This window comes from Thioclava dalianensis, assembly GCF_000715505.1.
Classification (GTDB): Bacteria; Pseudomonadota; Alphaproteobacteria; order Rhodobacterales; family Rhodobacteraceae; genus Thioclava; species Thioclava dalianensis.
Map to the genome: position 1 here is coordinate 16923 of NZ_JHEH01000029.1, position 18426 is coordinate 35348.

18 protein-coding genes are annotated in these 18426 nt (G+C 63.4%); 9 read left to right on the forward strand and 9 right to left on the reverse strand.

The window, feature by feature from the left end; translation table 11 throughout:
• Positions 1-9: 9 nt before the first annotated feature.
• Entirely contained in the window at positions 10-1065 is a 1056-nt protein-coding gene (prfA, locus tag DL1_RS16525; protein ID WP_038068319.1) for a peptide chain release factor 1, read from the reverse strand.
• Positions 1066-1170: 105 nt separating this feature from the next.
• A complete protein-coding gene (locus DL1_RS16530) occupies positions 1171-1569 on the reverse strand; it encodes a VOC family protein (protein WP_038068344.1) in 399 nt (132 codons plus the stop codon).
• Between the two features lie 217 nt (positions 1570-1786).
• Between DL1_RS16530 and DL1_RS16535 the strand changes: the two genes are divergently transcribed.
• The 6 genes from DL1_RS16535 (at position 1787) to tpiA (ending at position 6314) form a co-directional block, all read left to right on the forward strand.
• On the forward strand, positions 1787-2152 hold the full coding sequence (locus tag DL1_RS16535; protein WP_038068320.1) for a DUF59 domain-containing protein: 366 nt from the start codon (positions 1787-1789) through the stop codon (positions 2150-2152).
• A 427-nt stretch (positions 2153-2579) separates the two neighbouring features.
• Positions 2580-3650, forward strand: coding sequence for an alkene reductase (locus DL1_RS16540; protein WP_038068321.1), 1071 nt, complete (start codon positions 2580-2582; stop codon positions 3648-3650).
• 106 nt (positions 3651-3756) lie between these two features.
• Entirely contained in the window at positions 3757-4362 is a 606-nt protein-coding gene (locus DL1_RS16545; protein WP_038068322.1) for a hypothetical protein, read from the forward strand.
• Positions 4359-5096 (forward strand): DUF3307 domain-containing protein, encoded by a 738-nt coding sequence (locus DL1_RS16550; protein WP_038068323.1) that lies wholly within the window; start codon positions 4359-4361, stop codon positions 5094-5096. The genes DL1_RS16545 and DL1_RS16550 overlap by 4 nt, the downstream gene beginning before the upstream one ends.
• Before the next feature lie 24 nt (positions 5097-5120).
• Positions 5121-5492 carry a HesB/IscA family protein gene (locus DL1_RS16555; RefSeq protein WP_038068324.1) on the forward strand — a complete coding sequence of 124 codons (372 nt, stop codon included), beginning with the start codon at positions 5121-5123 and terminating at the stop codon, positions 5490-5492.
• Positions 5493-5570: 78 nt separating this feature from the next.
• Positions 5571-6314, forward strand: coding sequence for a triose-phosphate isomerase (tpiA, locus tag DL1_RS16560; RefSeq protein ID WP_038068325.1), 744 nt, complete (start codon positions 5571-5573; stop codon positions 6312-6314).
• Between the two features lie 7 nt (positions 6315-6321).
• On the opposite strand, the gene DL1_RS16565 is transcribed toward tpiA, so the two are convergent.
• On the reverse strand, positions 6322-6891 hold the full coding sequence (locus tag DL1_RS16565) for a hypothetical protein (RefSeq protein ID WP_038068326.1): 570 nt from the start codon (positions 6889-6891) through the stop codon (positions 6322-6324).
• A gap of 327 nt (positions 6892-7218) precedes the next feature.
• On the opposite strand from DL1_RS16565, the gene DL1_RS16570 reads away from it, so the two are divergent.
• Both DL1_RS16570 and dsbG read left to right on the forward strand, forming a co-directional pair.
• Entirely contained in the window at positions 7219-8535 is a 1317-nt protein-coding gene (locus DL1_RS16570) for a DEAD/DEAH box helicase (protein WP_038068327.1), read from the forward strand.
• 203 nt (positions 8536-8738) lie between these two features.
• Positions 8739-9644: a thiol:disulfide interchange protein DsbG gene (gene dsbG / locus DL1_RS16575; protein WP_162178767.1), complete on the forward strand. Its 906-nt coding sequence runs from the start codon at positions 8739-8741 to the stop codon at positions 9642-9644.
• 87 nt (positions 9645-9731) lie between these two features.
• On the opposite strand, the gene DL1_RS16580 is transcribed toward dsbG, so the two are convergent.
• Positions 9732-10598, reverse strand: coding sequence for a LysR family transcriptional regulator (locus DL1_RS16580; protein WP_038068328.1), 867 nt, complete (start codon positions 10596-10598; stop codon positions 9732-9734).
• A gap of 102 nt (positions 10599-10700) precedes the next feature.
• On the opposite strand from DL1_RS16580, the gene DL1_RS16585 reads away from it, so the two are divergent.
• A complete protein-coding gene (locus tag DL1_RS16585; RefSeq protein ID WP_038068329.1) occupies positions 10701-11621 on the forward strand; it encodes a DMT family transporter in 921 nt (306 codons plus the stop codon).
• On the opposite strand, the gene DL1_RS16590 is transcribed toward DL1_RS16585, so the two are convergent.
• From DL1_RS16590 to DL1_RS16610, 5 genes are all read right to left on the reverse strand, one after another.
• Entirely contained in the window at positions 11618-12223 is a 606-nt protein-coding gene (locus tag DL1_RS16590; RefSeq protein WP_038068330.1) for a DNA-3-methyladenine glycosylase I, read from the reverse strand. The genes DL1_RS16585 and DL1_RS16590 overlap by 4 nt on opposite strands.
• A gap of 209 nt (positions 12224-12432) precedes the next feature.
• Positions 12433-13821, reverse strand: coding sequence for a TRAP transporter large permease (locus DL1_RS16595; RefSeq protein ID WP_038068331.1), 1389 nt, complete (start codon positions 13819-13821; stop codon positions 12433-12435).
• Positions 13822-13824: 3 nt separating this feature from the next.
• On the reverse strand, positions 13825-14508 hold the full coding sequence (locus DL1_RS16600) for a TRAP transporter small permease (RefSeq protein WP_038068332.1): 684 nt from the start codon (positions 14506-14508) through the stop codon (positions 13825-13827).
• A gap of 116 nt (positions 14509-14624) precedes the next feature.
• Positions 14625-15635 (reverse strand): DctP family TRAP transporter solute-binding subunit, encoded by a 1011-nt coding sequence (locus tag DL1_RS16605; RefSeq protein WP_038068334.1) that lies wholly within the window; start codon positions 15633-15635, stop codon positions 14625-14627.
• Positions 15636-15883: 248 nt separating this feature from the next.
• Positions 15884-18426: error-prone DNA polymerase (locus DL1_RS16610; protein ID WP_038068336.1), on the reverse strand; the 2543-nt coding region annotated here is incomplete at its 5' end.

Genomic DNA, 18426 nt, shown 5'->3' on the forward strand with positions numbered 1-18426 from the left:
TCTGCGCACTCACCGCTCCATCTCCGCCAGCTTGCCCGCCTGATCATCGGCCACAAGCGCGTCGATCACCTCGTCGATCTCGCCTTCCATGGCCTGCGCCAGCGCGTAGATCGTCAGGTTGATCCGGTGATCGGTGAGCCTGCCTTGCGGGAAATTATAGGTGCGGATGCGCTCCGAGCGATCGCCCGAGCCCACCTGCGACTTGCGGCTTTCGGCGCGCTCACTATCGGCACGAGCGCGCTCTGCCTCATAGAGACGCGCACGCAGCACCGCCATCGCATTGGCGCGGTTCTGGTGCTGGGATTTCTCGGAGCTGGTGACCACGATCCCGGTCGGGATATGGGTGATGCGCACCGCCGAGTCGGTGGTGTTGACATGCTGGCCACCTGCCCCGCTTGCGCGCATCGTGTCGATGCGAATGTCCGTCGCGGGGATGTCGATATCGACATCTTCGGCCTCGGGCAGAACCGCCACGGTGGCCGCCGAGGTGTGAATGCGCCCGCCCGCTTCGGTTTCCGGGACCCGCTGGACACGGTGTACCCCCGATTCGAACTTGAGGCGCGCAAAGACCCCCTCGCCCTCGATCCGCGCGACCGCCTCTTTGACGCCGCCGATCTCGGTCTCGGTCAGCTCCATCATCTCAAAGCGCCAGCCCTGTTTCTCGGCGTGCTTTTGATACATCCGCAGCAGATCGCCCGCGAAAAGCGCCGCCTCCTCGCCGCCAGTGCCCGGCCGGATCTCAAGGATCGCGGGGCGCGCATCGGCGGAATCCTTGGGCAACAGCGCGAGCCGCAGCGCCTGCTCCATCTCGGGGATGCGCGCCTTGAGCCGGGGCAGCTCTTCCTCAGCCAGCCCCTTCATCTCGGGATCCTCCAGCCAGCCCTCCGCCTCGTCGAGATCGGCACGCGCAAGGCGATACGCCTCGATCTGGGTCACGACAGGTTTCAACTCGGAATATTCGCGGCTGATCTGGGCGATCTTCGCAGGCTCTGCACCCGCAGAAAGCTGCGCTTCGAGAAACTCGAAACGCGCGAGGATCTGATCAAGTTTCTCTTCTGGAAGCATGAGCTTGGATTAGGCCTGTGTTTGGGGCGCGGTCAAGAGAGCGCCAAGCAATTCTAGGTAAGTCAGATGTAGCGCAAGGCCGCCATGCGCCGAGACGCAAAAGCGTCATAGTTCAGCGAAAAACGGATCATCGGCATCCTTGAGCGAGCAGATATTGCCGTCGGGATCGAGAAAGCGCCCGGTGACGCCCCAATCATGGTGCGCGACGCTGACCGCGATGCCGTGTTGGCGCAAAAGCTGGGCGGCGGCCTCGACATCGCGCACGTTGAAACGCAGCGCGGTAGGGTTTTCGTGAACCGTCTTTTTCTCGGCGCTCGCATGCCCCCCGGTCTCCACCATCAGATAGCCCGAGCCGAACCGCAAACAACACAGCCCCTCTTTCTCAAACCAGACCGGCAGACCGAGCATGTCGCGGTAGAAGCGCACGCATTGCTCAAAGCGCTCGGTGAACAAAATGATGCCGGGGGTGACCACCTGATCTGCGAGCGTTTCGGAAGACTGCATCGGCGGTGCCTGATCCTGAGCCATACGAAATCGCCTTTCGAATTAGGGGGATAGAAAATTGTTACCTTTTCATCGCATCCGCAGGCAGAGAGTGCAACGCCCCTCGCCCCTGCGAGAGGCGCTCTTCACGGCCCCGTCAGCCGCGCCTCCCTTTACCTGCCCGACAGATTCCCTATATAAACAGTCGAGAAATCCGCGCTTAGCGAAAGAGATCCCCATGACTGCCAGCCCCGACGAGCCGCTTGAAGGCGCGCCGCTGATCAAACCCTCAAGCACCGATCACCCGCTTTATGATCCCGTGGTCGATGCGTGCCGCACCGTCTATGACCCGGAAATTCCGGTCAATATCTATGATCTGGGCCTGATCTACACGATTGAGATCACGCCTGAGAACGACGCCAAAGTGATCATGACCCTCACCGCGCCGGGCTGCCCGGTCGCAGGCGAAATGCCCGGCTGGGTGCATGATGCGGTGGCCTCGGTGGGCGGGCTGCGCGATGTCGATGTCGAGATGACCTTTGATCCGCAATGGGGCATGGACATGATGTCGGACGAGGCGCGTCTGGAACTGGGCTTCATGTAAACCCTGTGCGCCGGGGGGTGTCGCAGACGGCTCCCGGTGCGCTGCCTGCTTCTGGCGATTGGGCAAGCCGGCAGCCCTCCCAAGGCGTTCCGCGCGCGTTGCGATGCCGCTCACGTCACATGCGTTGAAGATCAACCCCTTGAGGGGTTTGCGCGGATGTATGTCTTCGATCCCTTCGGCAACCGGATCGAACTCATGGAGCGGCTCTGATCGCGCGCCCCGACCTCTGCGCGAAATTCTCGTCACCTAGCCCCGTGCCACAGCCACGCTTGCGGCTGCGCACCAATGGCAGAGTGCGCGCAGTTCCCGCTGTAACCTCTGCGCGAACGCACAAATCTCCTGCACCGGGCCGCCTTGTCGTGCTGCATGAACACCCCATCTCCAAAGCCTCACTATCCAACCTCTCCAAAAGATTTCGAGGACTTCGATGACCGATACGCTTTTCACGCCGACGAAACTGGGCCAGATCGAACTGGCCAACCGTTTCGTCATGGCCCCGCTCACCCGCAACCGCGCCCCTGATCTGGTTCCGACCGATCAAACCGTCGAATATTACCGTCAGCGCGCCAGTGCCGGGCTGATCATCTCCGAGGGCACGCAGATCTCGCCGATGGGTCAGGGCTATGCCTGGACGCCGGGGATCTACAATGACGCGCAGGTTGCGGGCTGGAAGAAAGTCACCGATGCCGTGCATGGTGCGGGCGGCAAGATGGTCGCTCAAATCTGGCATGTCGGTCGGATCTCGGTGCCGCAGCTTCTCGATGGGCGCGACCCGCTGGCCCCCTCGGCGATCGCGGCTGGCTCCAAGACCTTTGACGGCGAAGGCTTTGTCGCGACCACCACGCCGCGCGCGATGACGCTCGATGACATCAAGACGGTGCTGGAAGAGTTCCGCAACGCCTCCGAATGCGCCAAGGCGGCCGGGTTCGACGGGGTCGAGATCCACGCAGCCAACGGCTATCTGATCGATGAATTCCTGCGCGACACCTCCAATACGCGCACCGACAGCTATGGCGGCTCGATCGAGAACCGCACGCGCTTCCTGCGCGAGGTGGTCGATGTCGTGACCGAGGTCTGGGGTCCGGGCCGTGTCGGGATCCGTCTGTCGCCGTGGTCGAATGCCAATAATGTTGGCATTTCGAGCGACACGCCCGCGCTGTTCGGCGCGGTGATCGACTATCTCAACACCAAGGACATGGCCTATGTGCACCTCGTCGAGGGGCAAACGGGCGGTGCGCGCGACTGGCCCGCAGACGGGATCGAGACCCTGCGCGCCAAGTGCAAAGCCCCCTATATCGCCAATAACGGCTATGACAAGGCGATGGCCGAGCAGGCGCTGAACGATGGGGCTGCAGCCGTGGCCTTTGGTCGTCCGTTCATCGCCAACCCCGATCTGCCCAAGCGCTTCGCAAAAGGTGCAGAGCTCAATGCGCTCGATGGCGACACGCTGTATGGCGGTGGGGCGAAGGGCTACACGGATTACCCTGCTCTGGCCTGAGGCTGAGCACTTTCGCAACGGAAAATGCAGGCTTTTTAGCCTGCATTTTTCATATCGCAGGTAAAAATGCTTGCATACCTTATATAGCAGGCATTATAACCTGCATATGAGCCTGACCTGTGTTCTCACCGGCGATCTTGTCGCCTCATCGCGCCTCACGGGCGCGGATCTCGCCAATGCGCTGGAGCGGATCGAGCATGCCTTCACCACGCTCCGCCCCGCAGGCGCGCAGTGGCTCTTCGCGCGCAATCGTGGCGATGGCTGGCAGATCGCGATGGATACCCCCCCGCTACAGGCGCGGCTGGCGCTGCTGATCCGCGCCGAGCTGCGCAGCCTTGGGGCTGAGTACGAAACGCGGATCGCGATTGCGCAAGGCCGCGCCACGATCCCTGAGAGCGGCGATCTCAACAGCGCGCTTGGTCCGGCATTCACGGCCTCGGGGCAATTGCTCGACACGCTCGAAGGCCCGCGCATCGCCCATGCCGAGCGCGGCGCTTTGGGGGCGGCACTGCGGCTGCTCGATCACCTCTCGGAGGGCTGGACCCCAGCGCAGGCGCGTGCGATGGCACCGATGTTGCACCCGGACCCGCCCACCCAGACGGCGGCGGCGCGCGCCATCGGCATCACCCGCCAAAGCCTTGCGCAGGCGCTTGGCGGGGCCGCCCATGACGCCATCATCGAGGCGCTTGCGATGATCGAGGCGATCCCATGACCGAGACCTTCACCCTGCTGATCTGCGCCCATCTTCTGACCGATTTCGCGTTTCAGAGCAATGGGATGGCGCAGGACAAGGCGCGGCGCAGGCCCGCGGCGCTGGCCGCACATCTGGCGATCCTTGCCGCGCTGAGCGCGCTGGTGCTGGCGCAGCTGTCACGCGAAGGACTGATCGCGCTGGCGCTGGTGGTGATCGCCCATCTGGTGATCGATCTGGCCAAGAGCTTCGCGCGCCCCACCCTCACCGCCTTCGTGCTCGATCAGACAGCGCATCTGGCCGCGACCGTCGCGATTGCAGCCCTGTTTCCGACCCTCTGGGCGCAGTCGTTCTGGGCGGGGCAGGTTTGGCTGCCCGGCGCACTCACGCTGATTGCGGGCGCTGTGCTCACGGTGCGCGCGGGCGGCTTTGCGGTGGGCCTGCTGATGGCGCGCTTTGGCGCCGATGCCCCGCCCGAGGGGCTGCCCGAAGGGGGCCGCCTGATCGGTCAACTCGAACGCGGCGTGATCTTTTTGCTGGTGCTGGCAGGCCAACCCTCGGCCATCGGCTTTTTGATCGCGGCCAAGTCGATCCTGCGCTTCGAGGCGGTCTCGAAAGGCGGCGCGAACCCGAAATCGGAATATGTGATCATCGGCACTCTGGCCTCTTTCGGATGGGCGCTGGCCGCAACTTATGCCACGCAGGCGCTGCTGAACGCACTTCCCCCCCTTGGAATCCTGCCCGCGCCAAACTAGATTTGGATCAGAAGGAGTACCCCCATGTTCAACGTACCCGGACAAGACCCTGTCACCCTCACCGATGCCGCCGTGGCCCATATCGCCAAGCTGATGGCGCGTGAAGACGCCGCCGGTTTCCGCATTGGCGTCAAGAAGGGCGGCTGCGCGGGCATGGAATACACGATGGAGGTCGCAGCCGAGGCGGGTCCGATGGATATCGTCGTCGAGAAGGGCGAGGCCCGCGTGCTGATCGCGCCGATGGCGCAGATGTTTATGCTGGGCACCGAAATAGACTATGAGACCGGCCTTCTGGAATCGGGCTTCAAGTTCCGCAATCCCAATGTGGTGGATGCCTGCGGCTGCGGAGAATCGATCAAATTCGCAGATATGGACGCCGCCGACACCCAAGCGTGAGCGCGGGCATTTTTGCCCTTTGCGCGCCGAGCGTCACCCCCTAGTGTCGGCACGACCGAAATCTAGGAGTGAGAGCGCATGCGCAAGAAACTGGCCGCCGGAAACTGGAAAATGAACGGGCTGCGCGCCAGTCTGAGCGAAGTCGAGGCGCTGATTGCGGCCCATCCTTCCCCCAGCTGCGAGGTGTTGCTCTGCCCGCCCGCCACGCTGATCGCAGCGATGGCGCAGGCAGCAGATGGCAAGATCTTCGTCGGCGCACAGGATTGCCACATGGCAGGCTCGGGCGCGCATACCGGCGATATCTCGGCTGCGATGATCGCGGATGCGGGTGCGGGGCACGCGATCTTGGGCCATTCCGAACGCCGCGCCGATCACGGGGAAGATGACGCCATGGTCCGCGCCAAGACCGAAGCGGCGCTTTCGGGCGGTCTGGTCGCGGTGGTCTGCGTCGGCGAGACCGAAGCCCAACGCGATGCGGGCGAGACGCTCGATGTTATCGACAGCCAGCTTACGGGCTCCCTGCCCGACCATGCGACCGCGGCCAATACCGTGATCGCCTATGAGCCGGTCTGGGCGATCGGCACCGGGCGCACCCCGACGCTTGAGCAGATCGCCGAGGTGCATGATTTCATGCGCAAGACACTGACGGCCCGGTTTGGCGCCGAGGCCGACGGGATGCGGCTGCTTTATGGCGGCTCGGTCAAACCCTCCAACGCCGCCGAGATCTTTGCGACCTCCAATGTCGATGGCGCGCTGGTCGGTGGAGCGTCTCTCAAGGCCGCGGATTTCGGCGCGATTATCGCAGCCCTCGACGCGGCCTGAGACGCGCTCAACCTGTCGTGGCGCAATATGCGTCGCGATAGGTCTTGAGGGCTGCCAGCAACGGGTTGGCCGGATCGGGCCGTTCAAAATAATGCAGCGCGAAGCGGTAATGCGAGACGGGTGTCTCGTGCAGATCGCCGTTGCGCGCTGCGGCCAGCACCTGCGACGGGTCTGCGGGATCGGCTGCGACCCGCGACAGCGGCTGCGTGCCGCCCGGAAAGCGCAACACCAGCGCATCGCGCCCCGGCGTCTTTTGGTCCTGCGCCATCACCGGACGGACCTGTTTCAGATCCACGCGCAACACCTGCACCGGCGCCTTGAAGCCCAGCGTCATCAGCGCATCCTCAAAGCGGATCTTGCAGCCGTCCAGATGGATGCGATGCTCCATCGAGTGCAGATCCTTGCCCGCACGCACCCGGCGCATCGCCGCGCCATAATCCATCGCACCAAGGCTCGCCTGATCGATATCATTGGAATAAGAGAGCGCCTCGATCTTCATGGCAAGGCTCGACTGGGTCTCGGCGAAAGCGGGCGTTGTCAGGCAAAGACAGGCCAGCAGGGCGGCATAGCGGTTCACGGCGGCAATTCCTCCAGTTGAGATGGCATTGGTTTTAGCCAGCCCGCGCGCCCGGCTTCAAGGGCCCTCCCGCCGAGAAAGGCTTGACTTCGTGTCAGATCTTCCCCATGTGATCCCCACAGGTTGCTGCGCTGCCGCGTGAGTAAGCCTGCGTCCCCTAAAGGCGCATCGGCAACCGCACCGAATTTCCGTTCCCCATCACGCAGGGTTCTCAACGCAAGTCGCACTCTCGCGGCTCGCACAAACCCTGTTGCGCGCAATCCCGAAAATCGGGGGACGTGCAGCACATAGCGTTTGCGTCCAAGACGCAGCGCCAAAGGATTTACTTTGTCCGAATTTACGACTCTCGGCCTCGCGCCGTCGCTGATCGAAGCCCTGACGCGCAACGGTCTGACCCAACCCACTCCGATCCAGACGCGCGCGATCCCGCTCGCGCTGGCCGGGCGTGACGTGCTGGGTCTGGCCCAGACCGGCACCGGCAAAACGCTGGCCTTCGGCCTGCCGCTGATCGACCGCCTGCTTGCCGAACCCGGCAAACCCGCGCCGAAAACCGTCAAGGCGCTGATCCTCGCGCCCACCCGTGAACTGGTGAACCAGATCGCGGAAAACCTCAAAACCCTGACCAATGGCAGCCCCGTCAAGGTCGCAACCGTGGTCGGTGGCCAGTCGATCAACCGCCAGATCGGCCTGCTGCAAAAGGGCAATGACATCCTCGTGGCAACCCCGGGCCGCCTGATCGACCTGATGGACCGCCGCGCGGTGGATCTGTCGACCGTCAAGCATCTCGTGCTCGACGAGGCCGATCAGATGCTCGATATGGGCTTTATCCACGCGCTACGCCGGATCGCCCCGAAGCTGGGCACGCCGCGCCAGACCATGCTGTTCTCGGCCACCATGCCCAAGCAGATGGAAGAGCTTTCGCGCGCCTATCTCGTCAATCCCGAGCGCGTGCAGGTCACCCCTCCCGGCAAGGCCGCCGACAAGGTGACCCAGACGGTGCACTATATGGATGGCAAAACCGCCAAGGGCGACAAGCTGCGCGAGATCCTGAGCGCCGATATGAAGGCGCTTACGCTCGTGTTCTCGCGCACCAAACACGGTGCAGAGAAGCTGATGAAGGGCCTCGTGGCCGATGGCTATAACGCAGCCTCGATCCATGGCAACAAAAGCCAGGGCCAGCGCGACCGCGCCATCAAAGCCTTCCGCGAAGGCACGATCAACGTGCTGGTGGCAACCGATGTGGCCGCACGCGGCATCGACATCCCGGGCGTCTCCTACGTGATCAACTTCGATCTGCCCGAAGTGCCCGACGCCTATGTCCACCGGATCGGGCGCACCGCGCGCGCGGGCCGCGAGGGTGAGGCGATGTCGTTCTGCACCCCCGAGGATGTCGACCTGCTGGTGCAGATCGAGAAGCTGATGAAGATCGAGATCCCGACCGCATCGGGCGAGCGTCCCAATGCCGCCAACCGGCCCTCCGTGCGCAACCAGCGCGGCCGCTCGGCAGGCAAATCGGGCGGCGGACGTCGCGGCAATGGTGGCAATGGCAGCGCCCAGAAGCAGTCCAAGCCGCAAAGTGCTGCACCCGGCGCGAATAACGGTCAGGCCAAGCGCCGCCGTCCGCGCCGTCGCACCGCAGCCTGATCTCGGCCCAATGCCATGAAGTTGAAGGGGCGCGCAGCGATTGCGCGCCCTTTTTGCCAGTCCAAGACAGCACAGACCTGCCGATCACTTTATGCTCATCAATTCGTGCATTGCTGCTCCTGCGTGCACATCTGACAACAGAGACGAGCGTTGCCCTAAGCGGCAACCAATTTGAAACTGTTACCGAAAGTCGGAAAATTATGGTGTTTTCTCTTCTTCGCCGCACGACCGGACTGTCCGCTCTTGGCCTGACACTCGCCGTTGGGACCAGCCTCGCAGCTCTGCCCGCTCTGGCCGATCAGGCCGCCACGACGGCCACGGACAAGGCAGCCCCTGCCGCCGATGCCACGGCGGCTGCGACCCCGGCGCCGCTCAAGACGATCGACGCGCCCGCCCCCGTGCAGGCCACGCTCGACAAGCTGACGAACGGCTCCACCAAGATCCTCAAAGCTTTTGAGGCGCCCAACGGGTTGATCGGCTTGGCCGTGACCATGGGGCCGCAAAAGAATGCGATCCTCTATGCCACGCCCGATGGCAAATACATGATGCAGGGGATGATCTTTGACGCCGACGGGCAGAACCTGACCCAGATCGAAGCCCAGCAAGTGCTGCCCCAGCCCCCGGGCGCGGCCGAGAACTTCGCCTCGCTCGACAAGACCCACAGCTTTGTCTGGGGCAAAGCCTCGGCCTCCAAAGAGATGTGGATCCTGTTCGATCCCAACTGCATTTATTGCCACAAAACCTATGAGGCGCTCAAACCCGCCGTCAAAGCGGGTAAGGTAAAGGTGCATGTGATTCAGGCCGGTTTCCTCAAGCAGGACTCGCTGGCCAAGGCCGCCGCGATCCTGAGCGCGAAAGACCCGGCTGCCGCCCTTGCCACGGATGAGGAAAAATTCGACGAGGCCAAGGAAGAAGGCGCCATCAAGGGCGATACCTCCAATGCGGATGCCGTGGCCGAAGTGAAGAAAAACAACGAATGGATGCAAGCCCAAGGCATCGGCGGCACGCCCTACATCCTGTTCAAGGACAGCGATGGCAAGCCGCAGGAAGTCAAAGGCTACGATTCCGATATCGACGGGCTTCTGGCCAAGATCGGCACTGCCAGCTAATCGGCACTGCCTTGAGACAATAAGACCGGGCGGGCGCGATCCCTGCCCGGTCTTTTTCTGTCCAATCGCGCGGAAACCGACGGTCTCTCAGACGCCCTCAATCGCCGCCCGCTGCGCACGGATCCCCGCGACGAGCGCCTGCGCCACCGCCTCCACCCGGCGCGAACCCGCCAGATCCGCATGGGTCACCAGATAGATCGGACGCGCAATCCGAGTGCCATCAGGCAGCGCCGCGCTCAGCAGGTTCAACCCTGCTGGACGCGCCAGAAAATGCGGCAAGACGGCACAGCCGATCCCGCGCGCAACTGCATCAAGTTGTCCCGCTAAGGTGTTGATCCCAAACCATCCCTGATCTTCCGCCCCAAAGGCAAGAGACCAGCTGCGCGGCACGGACATGCTGGCCCCGTCAGTCCAGGTGACATGCCGCGCAGGCCGCGCGCCGCCGGGCGGGCCATAGAGACCAAACCCCATATCCGCCAGATGCCGCACCTTGAGATTGCCGCTTTCGGGCCGCACCATGCGCAAGGCGAGATCGGCATCATGGCGGTGCAGATTGACCGTCAGTGTCGAATAGGCCAGCTCCACGCTCAGCCCCGGATTCTCCGCCAGCAACGGCGCCAGCGCGCCCGTGATCACGGTGCCGACAAGGCTCTCGATACTGGCGATCCGCACCATCCCCCGGATCTCGTCTTGAGCCCGAGCAGCGATCCGCATCCCCTCCAGCGCGCCCTCCGCCGCCTCAGCCTGCGCCATCAGCGCGCGCGCCTGATCGGTCGGCAGGTAGCCGCTTTGATGGCGCAGGAAAAGCGGCACGCCAAGCGCCGCCTCCATCCGCTCGACCCGGCGCGAAATCGTGGCCACGCCAAGCCCGAGACTGCGCGCCGCCGCACTCAAAGTGCCCTCGCGCATCAGCGCAAGATAGATCCGCAGGTCATCCCAGTTTAGTCGCTCCATTCCGCTTTCCGATTATGAAAAATAGGATCTCATAAAACTCTATATATTTCCAAATTTAGATCAACGATCTTCCGACCAGTGATCCAATCCGGAGCCTCCCCCATGACCGTTCTCTCCCCAACCGCCCCCGCAACCCTCCCGCGTGAAAGCACCGCCTTCGGGCTCAGCGCGCTGGCCGCCCTGTTCTGGGGTTCGAATTTCGAAGCCACCCGCTTCGTGCTGAACGACCTGCCCCCCTGGACGGCAGCCGCCGGCCGTTTCGCAATTGCCGCAACCGCGATCCTGCTCTGGTTGGCGCTTCGCCACGGGATCAACCTGCGCGTCCTGCGCCGAAACTGGCGGGCCTTCGTGACGCTCGGCGTGCTCGGCGTGGCCGGGTTCAACGCGGCGCTGTTTCTCGGCCTGCAAACCGCAAGCCCGGTGAGCGGCGCGCTGATCATGGCGACCAGCCCGCTGAGCACAAGCCTGATCGATGCGCTGATCGAGCGCCGCAGGCCCCGCGCGATTGCATTGCTCGGCATGGTGATTTCGCTGCTTGGCGTGGGCCTCACCGTCGGCGCGTTCAGCGGAACCCATTTCGCCAGCGGTGACTGGCTGATCCTCGTCGGATCGCTGGGCTGGGCGCTTTACCCGATCGGCTGCCGCCGCTGGGTGCGCGATGCAAGCCCGATCGAGACCGCGAGCTGGACGATGGTGAGCGGTGCTGTGGCGCTCGCCATCGCGGCCTTTGCCTTCGAGCAGCCGCTGCACGGTCTTGCCACGGCCTCGAGCGCGACGTGGGAGGCGCTGATCTGGATGGCGCTGGCAGGCTCGGTGCTGGCCTATCTCTTCTGGCAAACCGGCATCGCGCGACGCGGCCCGGGCCCGACCTCGATCCTGTTCAACCTCGTGCCGGTCTCGGCGCTGGTGATCGCGGCTGCGTTTGGCGAGATCCCGAATGCCTCGCAACTCGCGGGCGTCGCCGTGGCGATCTTCGGTGTGCTGCTGGCCAGCGGACGGCTGCGCCTGCCACACCGCGCTTAAGGGGCCATGAACCGCGCGCGCGCCGCCTCGGCGCGCGCGCGATGCGCACAGCCCGGCATGTGATCATTGACCATCCCCATCGCCTGCATGAACGCATAGATCGTTGTGGGGCCGACAAATTTCCAACCATCCTTGCGCAACGCCTTGGACAGGCGCTCAGACGCGGGCGTCTTGGCAGGGATCTCCCCCGGCGGATGCTCGGGCACCTCGGGCGCAAAGGACCAGATCCAACGTGCAAGCGAGCCCTCACGCGCCACCGCCACCTGCGCCCGAGCGGCATTGTTGATCACAGCCTCGATCTTGCCGCGATGACGCACGATCCCCGCATCGCCCAGCAACCGCGCCACATCCTGAGGCCCATAGCCCGCCACGATGTTGAAATCGAACCCGTCAAACCCTGCGCGGAAATTCTCGCGCTTGGCCAGAATGGTGCGCCAACTCAAGCCCGCCTGAAACCCTTCGAGCGACAGCTTCTCGAAAAGCCTGATATCATCGGCCACAGGATAGCCCCACTCAGTGTCATGATAGGCCAGATAGGGCTCCCATCCCGCGCACCAGAAACAGCGCGCCTGCCCGTCGGGCCCGGTGAAGATCTTTGCCATGCCGCCTCCGCTCTGCAACACCCCATAATGGCCCGGCCCGCGGACAGAGAAAAGGGGGCTCTGCCCCCTCTTCGGCTGCGCCGAATTCACCCCCGAGGTATTTGCATCAAGATGAAAGGGACGCCTCATTCATCTTGGCCCAAATACCTAACCCCAGGTGGCCAAAGCGCCCCGTTATGGCAAGAGGGGGGCGATGCCCCCCTCCTTCTTTATTTCACCACCGTCTCTGGTCCCATCGTGGAGTTTGGCAACCATGTCGAGAGGAAGGGTACATATGTCACCAAGATCAGGAACACGAAGAGCACCGCGAGGAAGGGCAGCGCCGCGCGGACCACGCGCATGATCGGCATGCCCGCCACGCCAGAGGTCACGAAGAGGTTGAGCCCCACAGGTGGCGTGATCATACCGATCTCCATGTTCACCACCATGATGATGCCCAGATGGATCGGATCGACCCCCAGCTGCATCGCAATCGGGAAGACCAGCGGCGCCACGATCAGGATCAGCCCCGAGGGTTCCATGAACTGTCCACCGATCAGCAAGATCACGTTGACGATCACAAGGAACATGATCTTACCCAGCCCCGCGCCGATCAGGGCCTCGGTGATCTTTTGCGGGATCTGCTCATCGGTGAGCACGTGTTTGAGGATCAGCGCGTTGGCGATGATGAACATCAGCGTGATGGTCAGCTTACCGGCCTCGAACAGCGTGTCGCGGGTGGCTTTGTGAAAGAACACTTCAAGGATCGCCTGCGGCCGTTTGCGCAGCGAGAGCTTGGTCTCGCCCTGATCGAGCGGGCCCATGTCGCGATAGATGAAGTTTGCCACGATCCACGCATAGACGGCAGCGACGGCAGCGGCTTCGGTCGGGGTAAAGATACCACCGGTGATGCCCGGGATGCCGTAGAGACCGACCATGATGATCACGATCAGCATCAGCCCCCAGAACGCGTCGCGGAAGCTCGCCCAGATCTCGCCCCAGCCCTGCCACTCACCGCGCGGCAAATTCTTGCGGATCGCGATGAACAGGATCGTGGCCATCAGCATCGCACCGGCCAGCAGACCCGGAATGACGCCTGCGAGGAACATCCGCCCCACCGACACGTCGGTCGCCGACGCATAGACCACCATCACGATCGAGGGCGGGATCAGGATGCCCAGCGTGCCTGCGTTACAGATCACGCCTGCGGCGAAATCCTTGGAGTAGCCGACCTGACGCATCGCTGCGATCACGATCGAGCCGATGGCGACCACGGTGGCCGGGCTCGACCCCGACAGCGCGGCAAAGAGCATACAGGCAAACACGCCCGCAATCGCCAGACCACCCGGAAGGTGCCCGACACAGGCGATGGCAAAACGGATGATCCGCTGCGCAACCCCACCCGTTGACATGAAGGAGGAGGCGAGGATGAAGAACGGAATCGCCAGCAGCGTCGCGTGATTGTCCATCGCGTCGTAGAGCGACTGTGCGATGCCTGCGAGCGAGGTATCCGAGAACACCAGCAGGAACAGCGTCGAGGCCAGGCCGAGCGAGATTGCAATCGGCACGCCCACGAGCATGAATCCGATCACCATGACGAAAAGCAGAAGGATGTCCATGGCTCACCTGTCCTTGTTCATATGGGCCACGTCGGCGATCTGGTCCTCAGCCTCGTGGCTGACAATCAGGGCCGTACGGGTGCCGCGCGCCACGCCAATCGCGGCTTGGATGCAGCGGATCAGCAGCAAGGCGACGCCAATCGGCAAGATCAGATAGGGCAAGAAGCGTGGCAGCTTGTCATAGGCATCGCCCTGATTGACGAGATTGCCCAGCCAGACGGCGAGCCAATGCGCAATCGGGATCTGATCCGTCTGATAAAAGGCCCGGTCGCGGGTCGCTTCAAACCCGGTCGGGAACCAGCGCCCGCTGGTCTGATCGAGACCGGCAAAGGGGGCCCAGTAGTCCCACGCCCCCTTGAGCAGCAACACCGCGTAGAGAATGCAAAGTGCTGCGGCAAACAGGCTGAGCGCCTTGCGCGGACCGGGCCGCAGCATGTTGACGATCGCATCCACGCCCAGATGCGCCGTGACCTTGACCGCGTAGGACATGCCCAGCAGCACCAGCCAGGCGAAAAGGATCAGCGTGACTTCCAGCCCCCAGATCAATGAGTCGTTGAAGAGGTAGCGCAGAAGGACGTTGATGAAGGTGATCGCGGTCATCAAGCCGAGGATCAGCGCGATCGCGCCCTCCTCGAAGTGATGGATCGCGCGCGACAAGCGGGTGCGCGGCTCATATCGCTGCGTCATGGCTCTCTCCGATGGCGGCTGGGGCTTGGGTTAAGAGGGCGCGCCAGATCTCGGGCGCGCCGCAGGTTGCTCTGGGCGCAGAGGCAATCGCTCTGCGCCCAGAGGCATGGTCGAGATCAGTTCTTGGCGTTGATCGCCTGAGCTGCGTCGATATTCTCTTGACCCACATCGTCGGTGAACTGAGCCCAGACCGGCTTCATCACGTCGACCCATTGCTGGCGCTGCTCGGGCGTCAGCTCGCGGATCACGCCGCCTGCATCGAGGATCGCCTGACGCGATTGGGCCTCGACGTCGTTGATCGCGGCGTTGCGCTCTTTGGTGACGCCATCGAGGATCGATTTGAGCTGATCGCGCACAGCCGGATCAAGGCTCTGCCACCAGTCGACCGAGGTCACGACCATATAGTCAAGCAGGCCGTGGTTGGTCTCGGTGGTGCCGTCCTGCACCTCGTAGAACTTCTGGCCGTAGATGTTGGACCAAGTGTTCTCCTGACCGTCAACCACGCCCGTCTGCAGCGCACCGTAGACTTCCGAGAAAGCCATCGGCTGCGGGCTTGCCCCCAGTGCTTTCATCTGAGCGATCAGCACGTCGGAGGGCTGCACGCGGAATTTCAGGCCTTTGGCGTCAGACGGCAGGATCAGCGGCTTGTTGGCCGAGAACTGCTTTAGACCGGAATGCCAGAAATCGAGCCCTTGCAGGCCGCGACGCACCATTGCGTCCTTCATCTTCTGGCCGACCGGGGAGTTTTGGAATTCGTCCACCGCTTCCATGTTTTTGAACATGAAGGGCAAGTCGAAGATCCGGTAAACCTTGGTGAAGGTCTCGAATTTCGACAGGCTGGGCGCGGCCATCTGCACGTCGCCCTGCAGCATCGCCTCAAGCACCTGATCATCGTTGTAGAGCGTCGAGTTCGGGAACAGCTCGACACAGGCCTTGCCGTCCATCTCTTCGTTCACGCGCTTGGCAAACAGAGCCGCTGCGATCCCCTTGGGGTGCTTGTCCATGTTGGTGACGAAGCTGAACTTGATGACCATCTCGCCGGGGTCGCATTTCGTCGGATCGGCCGATGCGATCGTAGCCGTTGCCAACAGTGCGAGCGCCGAGACGGCGGCAGTGAGTTTCTTCATGATGTCCTCCCAGACTGTAGTATGCGCCGGTCCTCTCCGACACTTGCCAGCAGCATTCCGCGCATCTGCATTTCGTTCAACAGTTTCGTGAACCCCATGTGAAAAACATGTTTTTAACAAGAATTTCAGATAGATAGGGAATCACCCGGCGCGTCACCGATTCGCAGGCGTGCGAAAACCCGCACAGCACCCAGCACCGCTGTGCGGGTTTTCGCCCGGCGCGAGGGCCCGACCCCGGTCCGCGCGGATCAGTGAAAATCGCGGCTTGGAAACAACCGCTTGGCCTGATCGCGCGGATGATGGGCGCGCGGTGGGTAGCGTGGCGGTCTGGGCGCATCGTCGGCCTGCGGCTGGGTGATGCCCACGACCGTCTCCAGAGGGTGGCCCAGATCGGCGATCCGGCCTGACAGATCCTCGACCTGCTCGGCGATCACATGCACCACGATCCCTTCGCGCTGGATCTGCCCGGTGACGCGCAACAGCCGCCCCCCCATGACGATGCGGCGGAACCGCTCATAGACGCGGGGCCAGACGACGATATTGGAGACGCCCGTCTCATCCTCCAAAGTCAAAAAGATCACCCCCGAGGCCGTGCCGGGACGCTGGCGGGTGATCACAAGCCCACACACGCTGATGCGGCGCGCAGAGACGCAGGTCAGCTGGTCATGCGGTACGATGCCGGGGATCGTGGGGCGCAGGATCTCCATCGGATGGGCGCGCAGAGACAGGCGCAGCGCGAGGTAATCCTCCACCACCTCCTCGCCCAGATGCATCGCGGGCAGCGTCACATCCGGCTCGCGCAGCCCCTCGCCATCCAGCGGATCGGCGAAAAGCGGCAACGGCGCGGGGGCGCGGATCGCACGCACCGCCCACAGCGCATCGCGCCGGGTCAGGTTCATGCCGCTGAACGCATCGGCCTCGGCCAGACGCTCCAAGGTGGCGGGCGCAACACCGGCGCGCAGCCACAAGCTTTCGGGATCGGGATAGCCGTTGCCGCGCGCCCCCACGATCCAGCCCGCATCCTCTTGGCGCAGCCCCTTGATCTGACGAAACCCCAAACGCAGCGCCAAGCTGCCATCGGCGCGCCGCTCCAGCGTGTTGTCCCAGACGCTGTGATTGACGCAGACCGGGCGCAGCTCCACCCCATGTTCGCGGGCGTCGCGCACGATCTGGGCGGGGGCATAAAACCCCATCGGCTGGGAATTGAGCAGCGCGCAGGCAAAGATCGCCGGGTGATGACATTTGAGCCAAGACGACACATAGGTCAGCATCGCGAAAGCCGCAGCATGGCTTTCGGGAAAGCCGTAATCGGCAAACCCCTCGATCTGGGAAAAGCAGGCTTGGGCGATCTCGGGACTGTAGCCATTCTCTTGCATCCCCGCCACGAAGCGGTCGCGATGCGCGCCAATCGTCCCCATCCGGCGGAATGAGGCAAGCGAGCGGCGGAGCTGATCGGCCTCCTCGGCAGTATAGCCCGCCCCCACCACGGCAATCTGCATCGCCTGTTCCTGAAACAAAGGCACACCAAGGGTCTTACGGGTGACCTCGGCCAGCGCCGGGCCGAAGGGCTCGGGCGCCTCCAGCCCCTGACGGCGGCGGATATAGGGCTGCACCATGCCGCCCTGAATGGGACCGGGCCGCACAATGGCCACCTCGATCACCAGATCGTAGAATTCCGCAGGCCTCATACGCGGCAGGAAGTTCATCTGAGCGCGGCTCTCGACCTGAAACACCCCCACCGCATCGGCGCGCGTCAGCATCTCATAGGTCGCGCGGTCTTCCTGTGGCACGCGATCAAGCGTCAGAACCTGCTTTTCATGCTGCTCCAGCAGATCGAACGCCTTGCGAATGCAGGTCAGCATCCCAAGGCTCAGCACATCGACCTTCAAGATCCCCAGCGCGTCGATGTCATCCTTGTCCCATTCGATGACGGTGCGCGCCTCCATCGCAGCATTTTCAATAGGGCACAGCTCATCAAGCCGTCCCTGCGTGATGATGAACCCGCCGACATGCTGCGACAGGTGGCGCGGAAAGCCGATGATCTCATTGATCAGCCCGATGGTCTGCGCCAAGCGCCGGTCGTCTGGGTTCAGCCCCAGCTCGCGCATCCGCGCCGGATCCGCCCCGCCATTGGACATCCCCCAGATCTGGCCCGAGAGGCTTGCGGTGACATCTTGCGACAGCCCCATCACCTTGCCCACTTCGCGGATCGCAGCGCGGGTGCGAAAATGGATCACCGTGGCACAGAGCCCCGCGCGGTGGCGGCCATAGCGCTCATAGATCCACTGGATGATCTCCTCGCGGCGCTCATGCTCGAAATCCACGTCGATATCGGGCGGCTCGCCGCGATGGCGCGAGATGAACCGCTCGAACACCATGCCTATCATATCGGGGCTGACATCGGTGATGCCCAGCAGATAGCAGATGATCGAATTGGCCGCAGAGCCGCGCCCCTGACACAGGATGCCCCGGCGGCGCGCCTCGCTCACAATGTCATGCACGGTCAGGAAGTAAGAGGCATAGCCCAGCTCGCCGACAAGGCTCAGCTCCTTTTGCAGCAAGCCCTGCACACGCGCATCACAGCCATCGGGATAGCGCCGCGCCAGACCTGCATGCGCCAGCCGCTCCAGCCGGAGCTGCGGCGGCTCGCCCTGCGAGCTCTCATCAGGATAGTCGTATTTCAGCTCCGAGAGATCGAAGCTGCACCGGGTCGCGATCTCCAAGCTGCGGCGCAGGGCGGCGGGATGATGGCGAAACAGGCGCGCCAGATCGGCGGCGGGCTTGAGCCGCC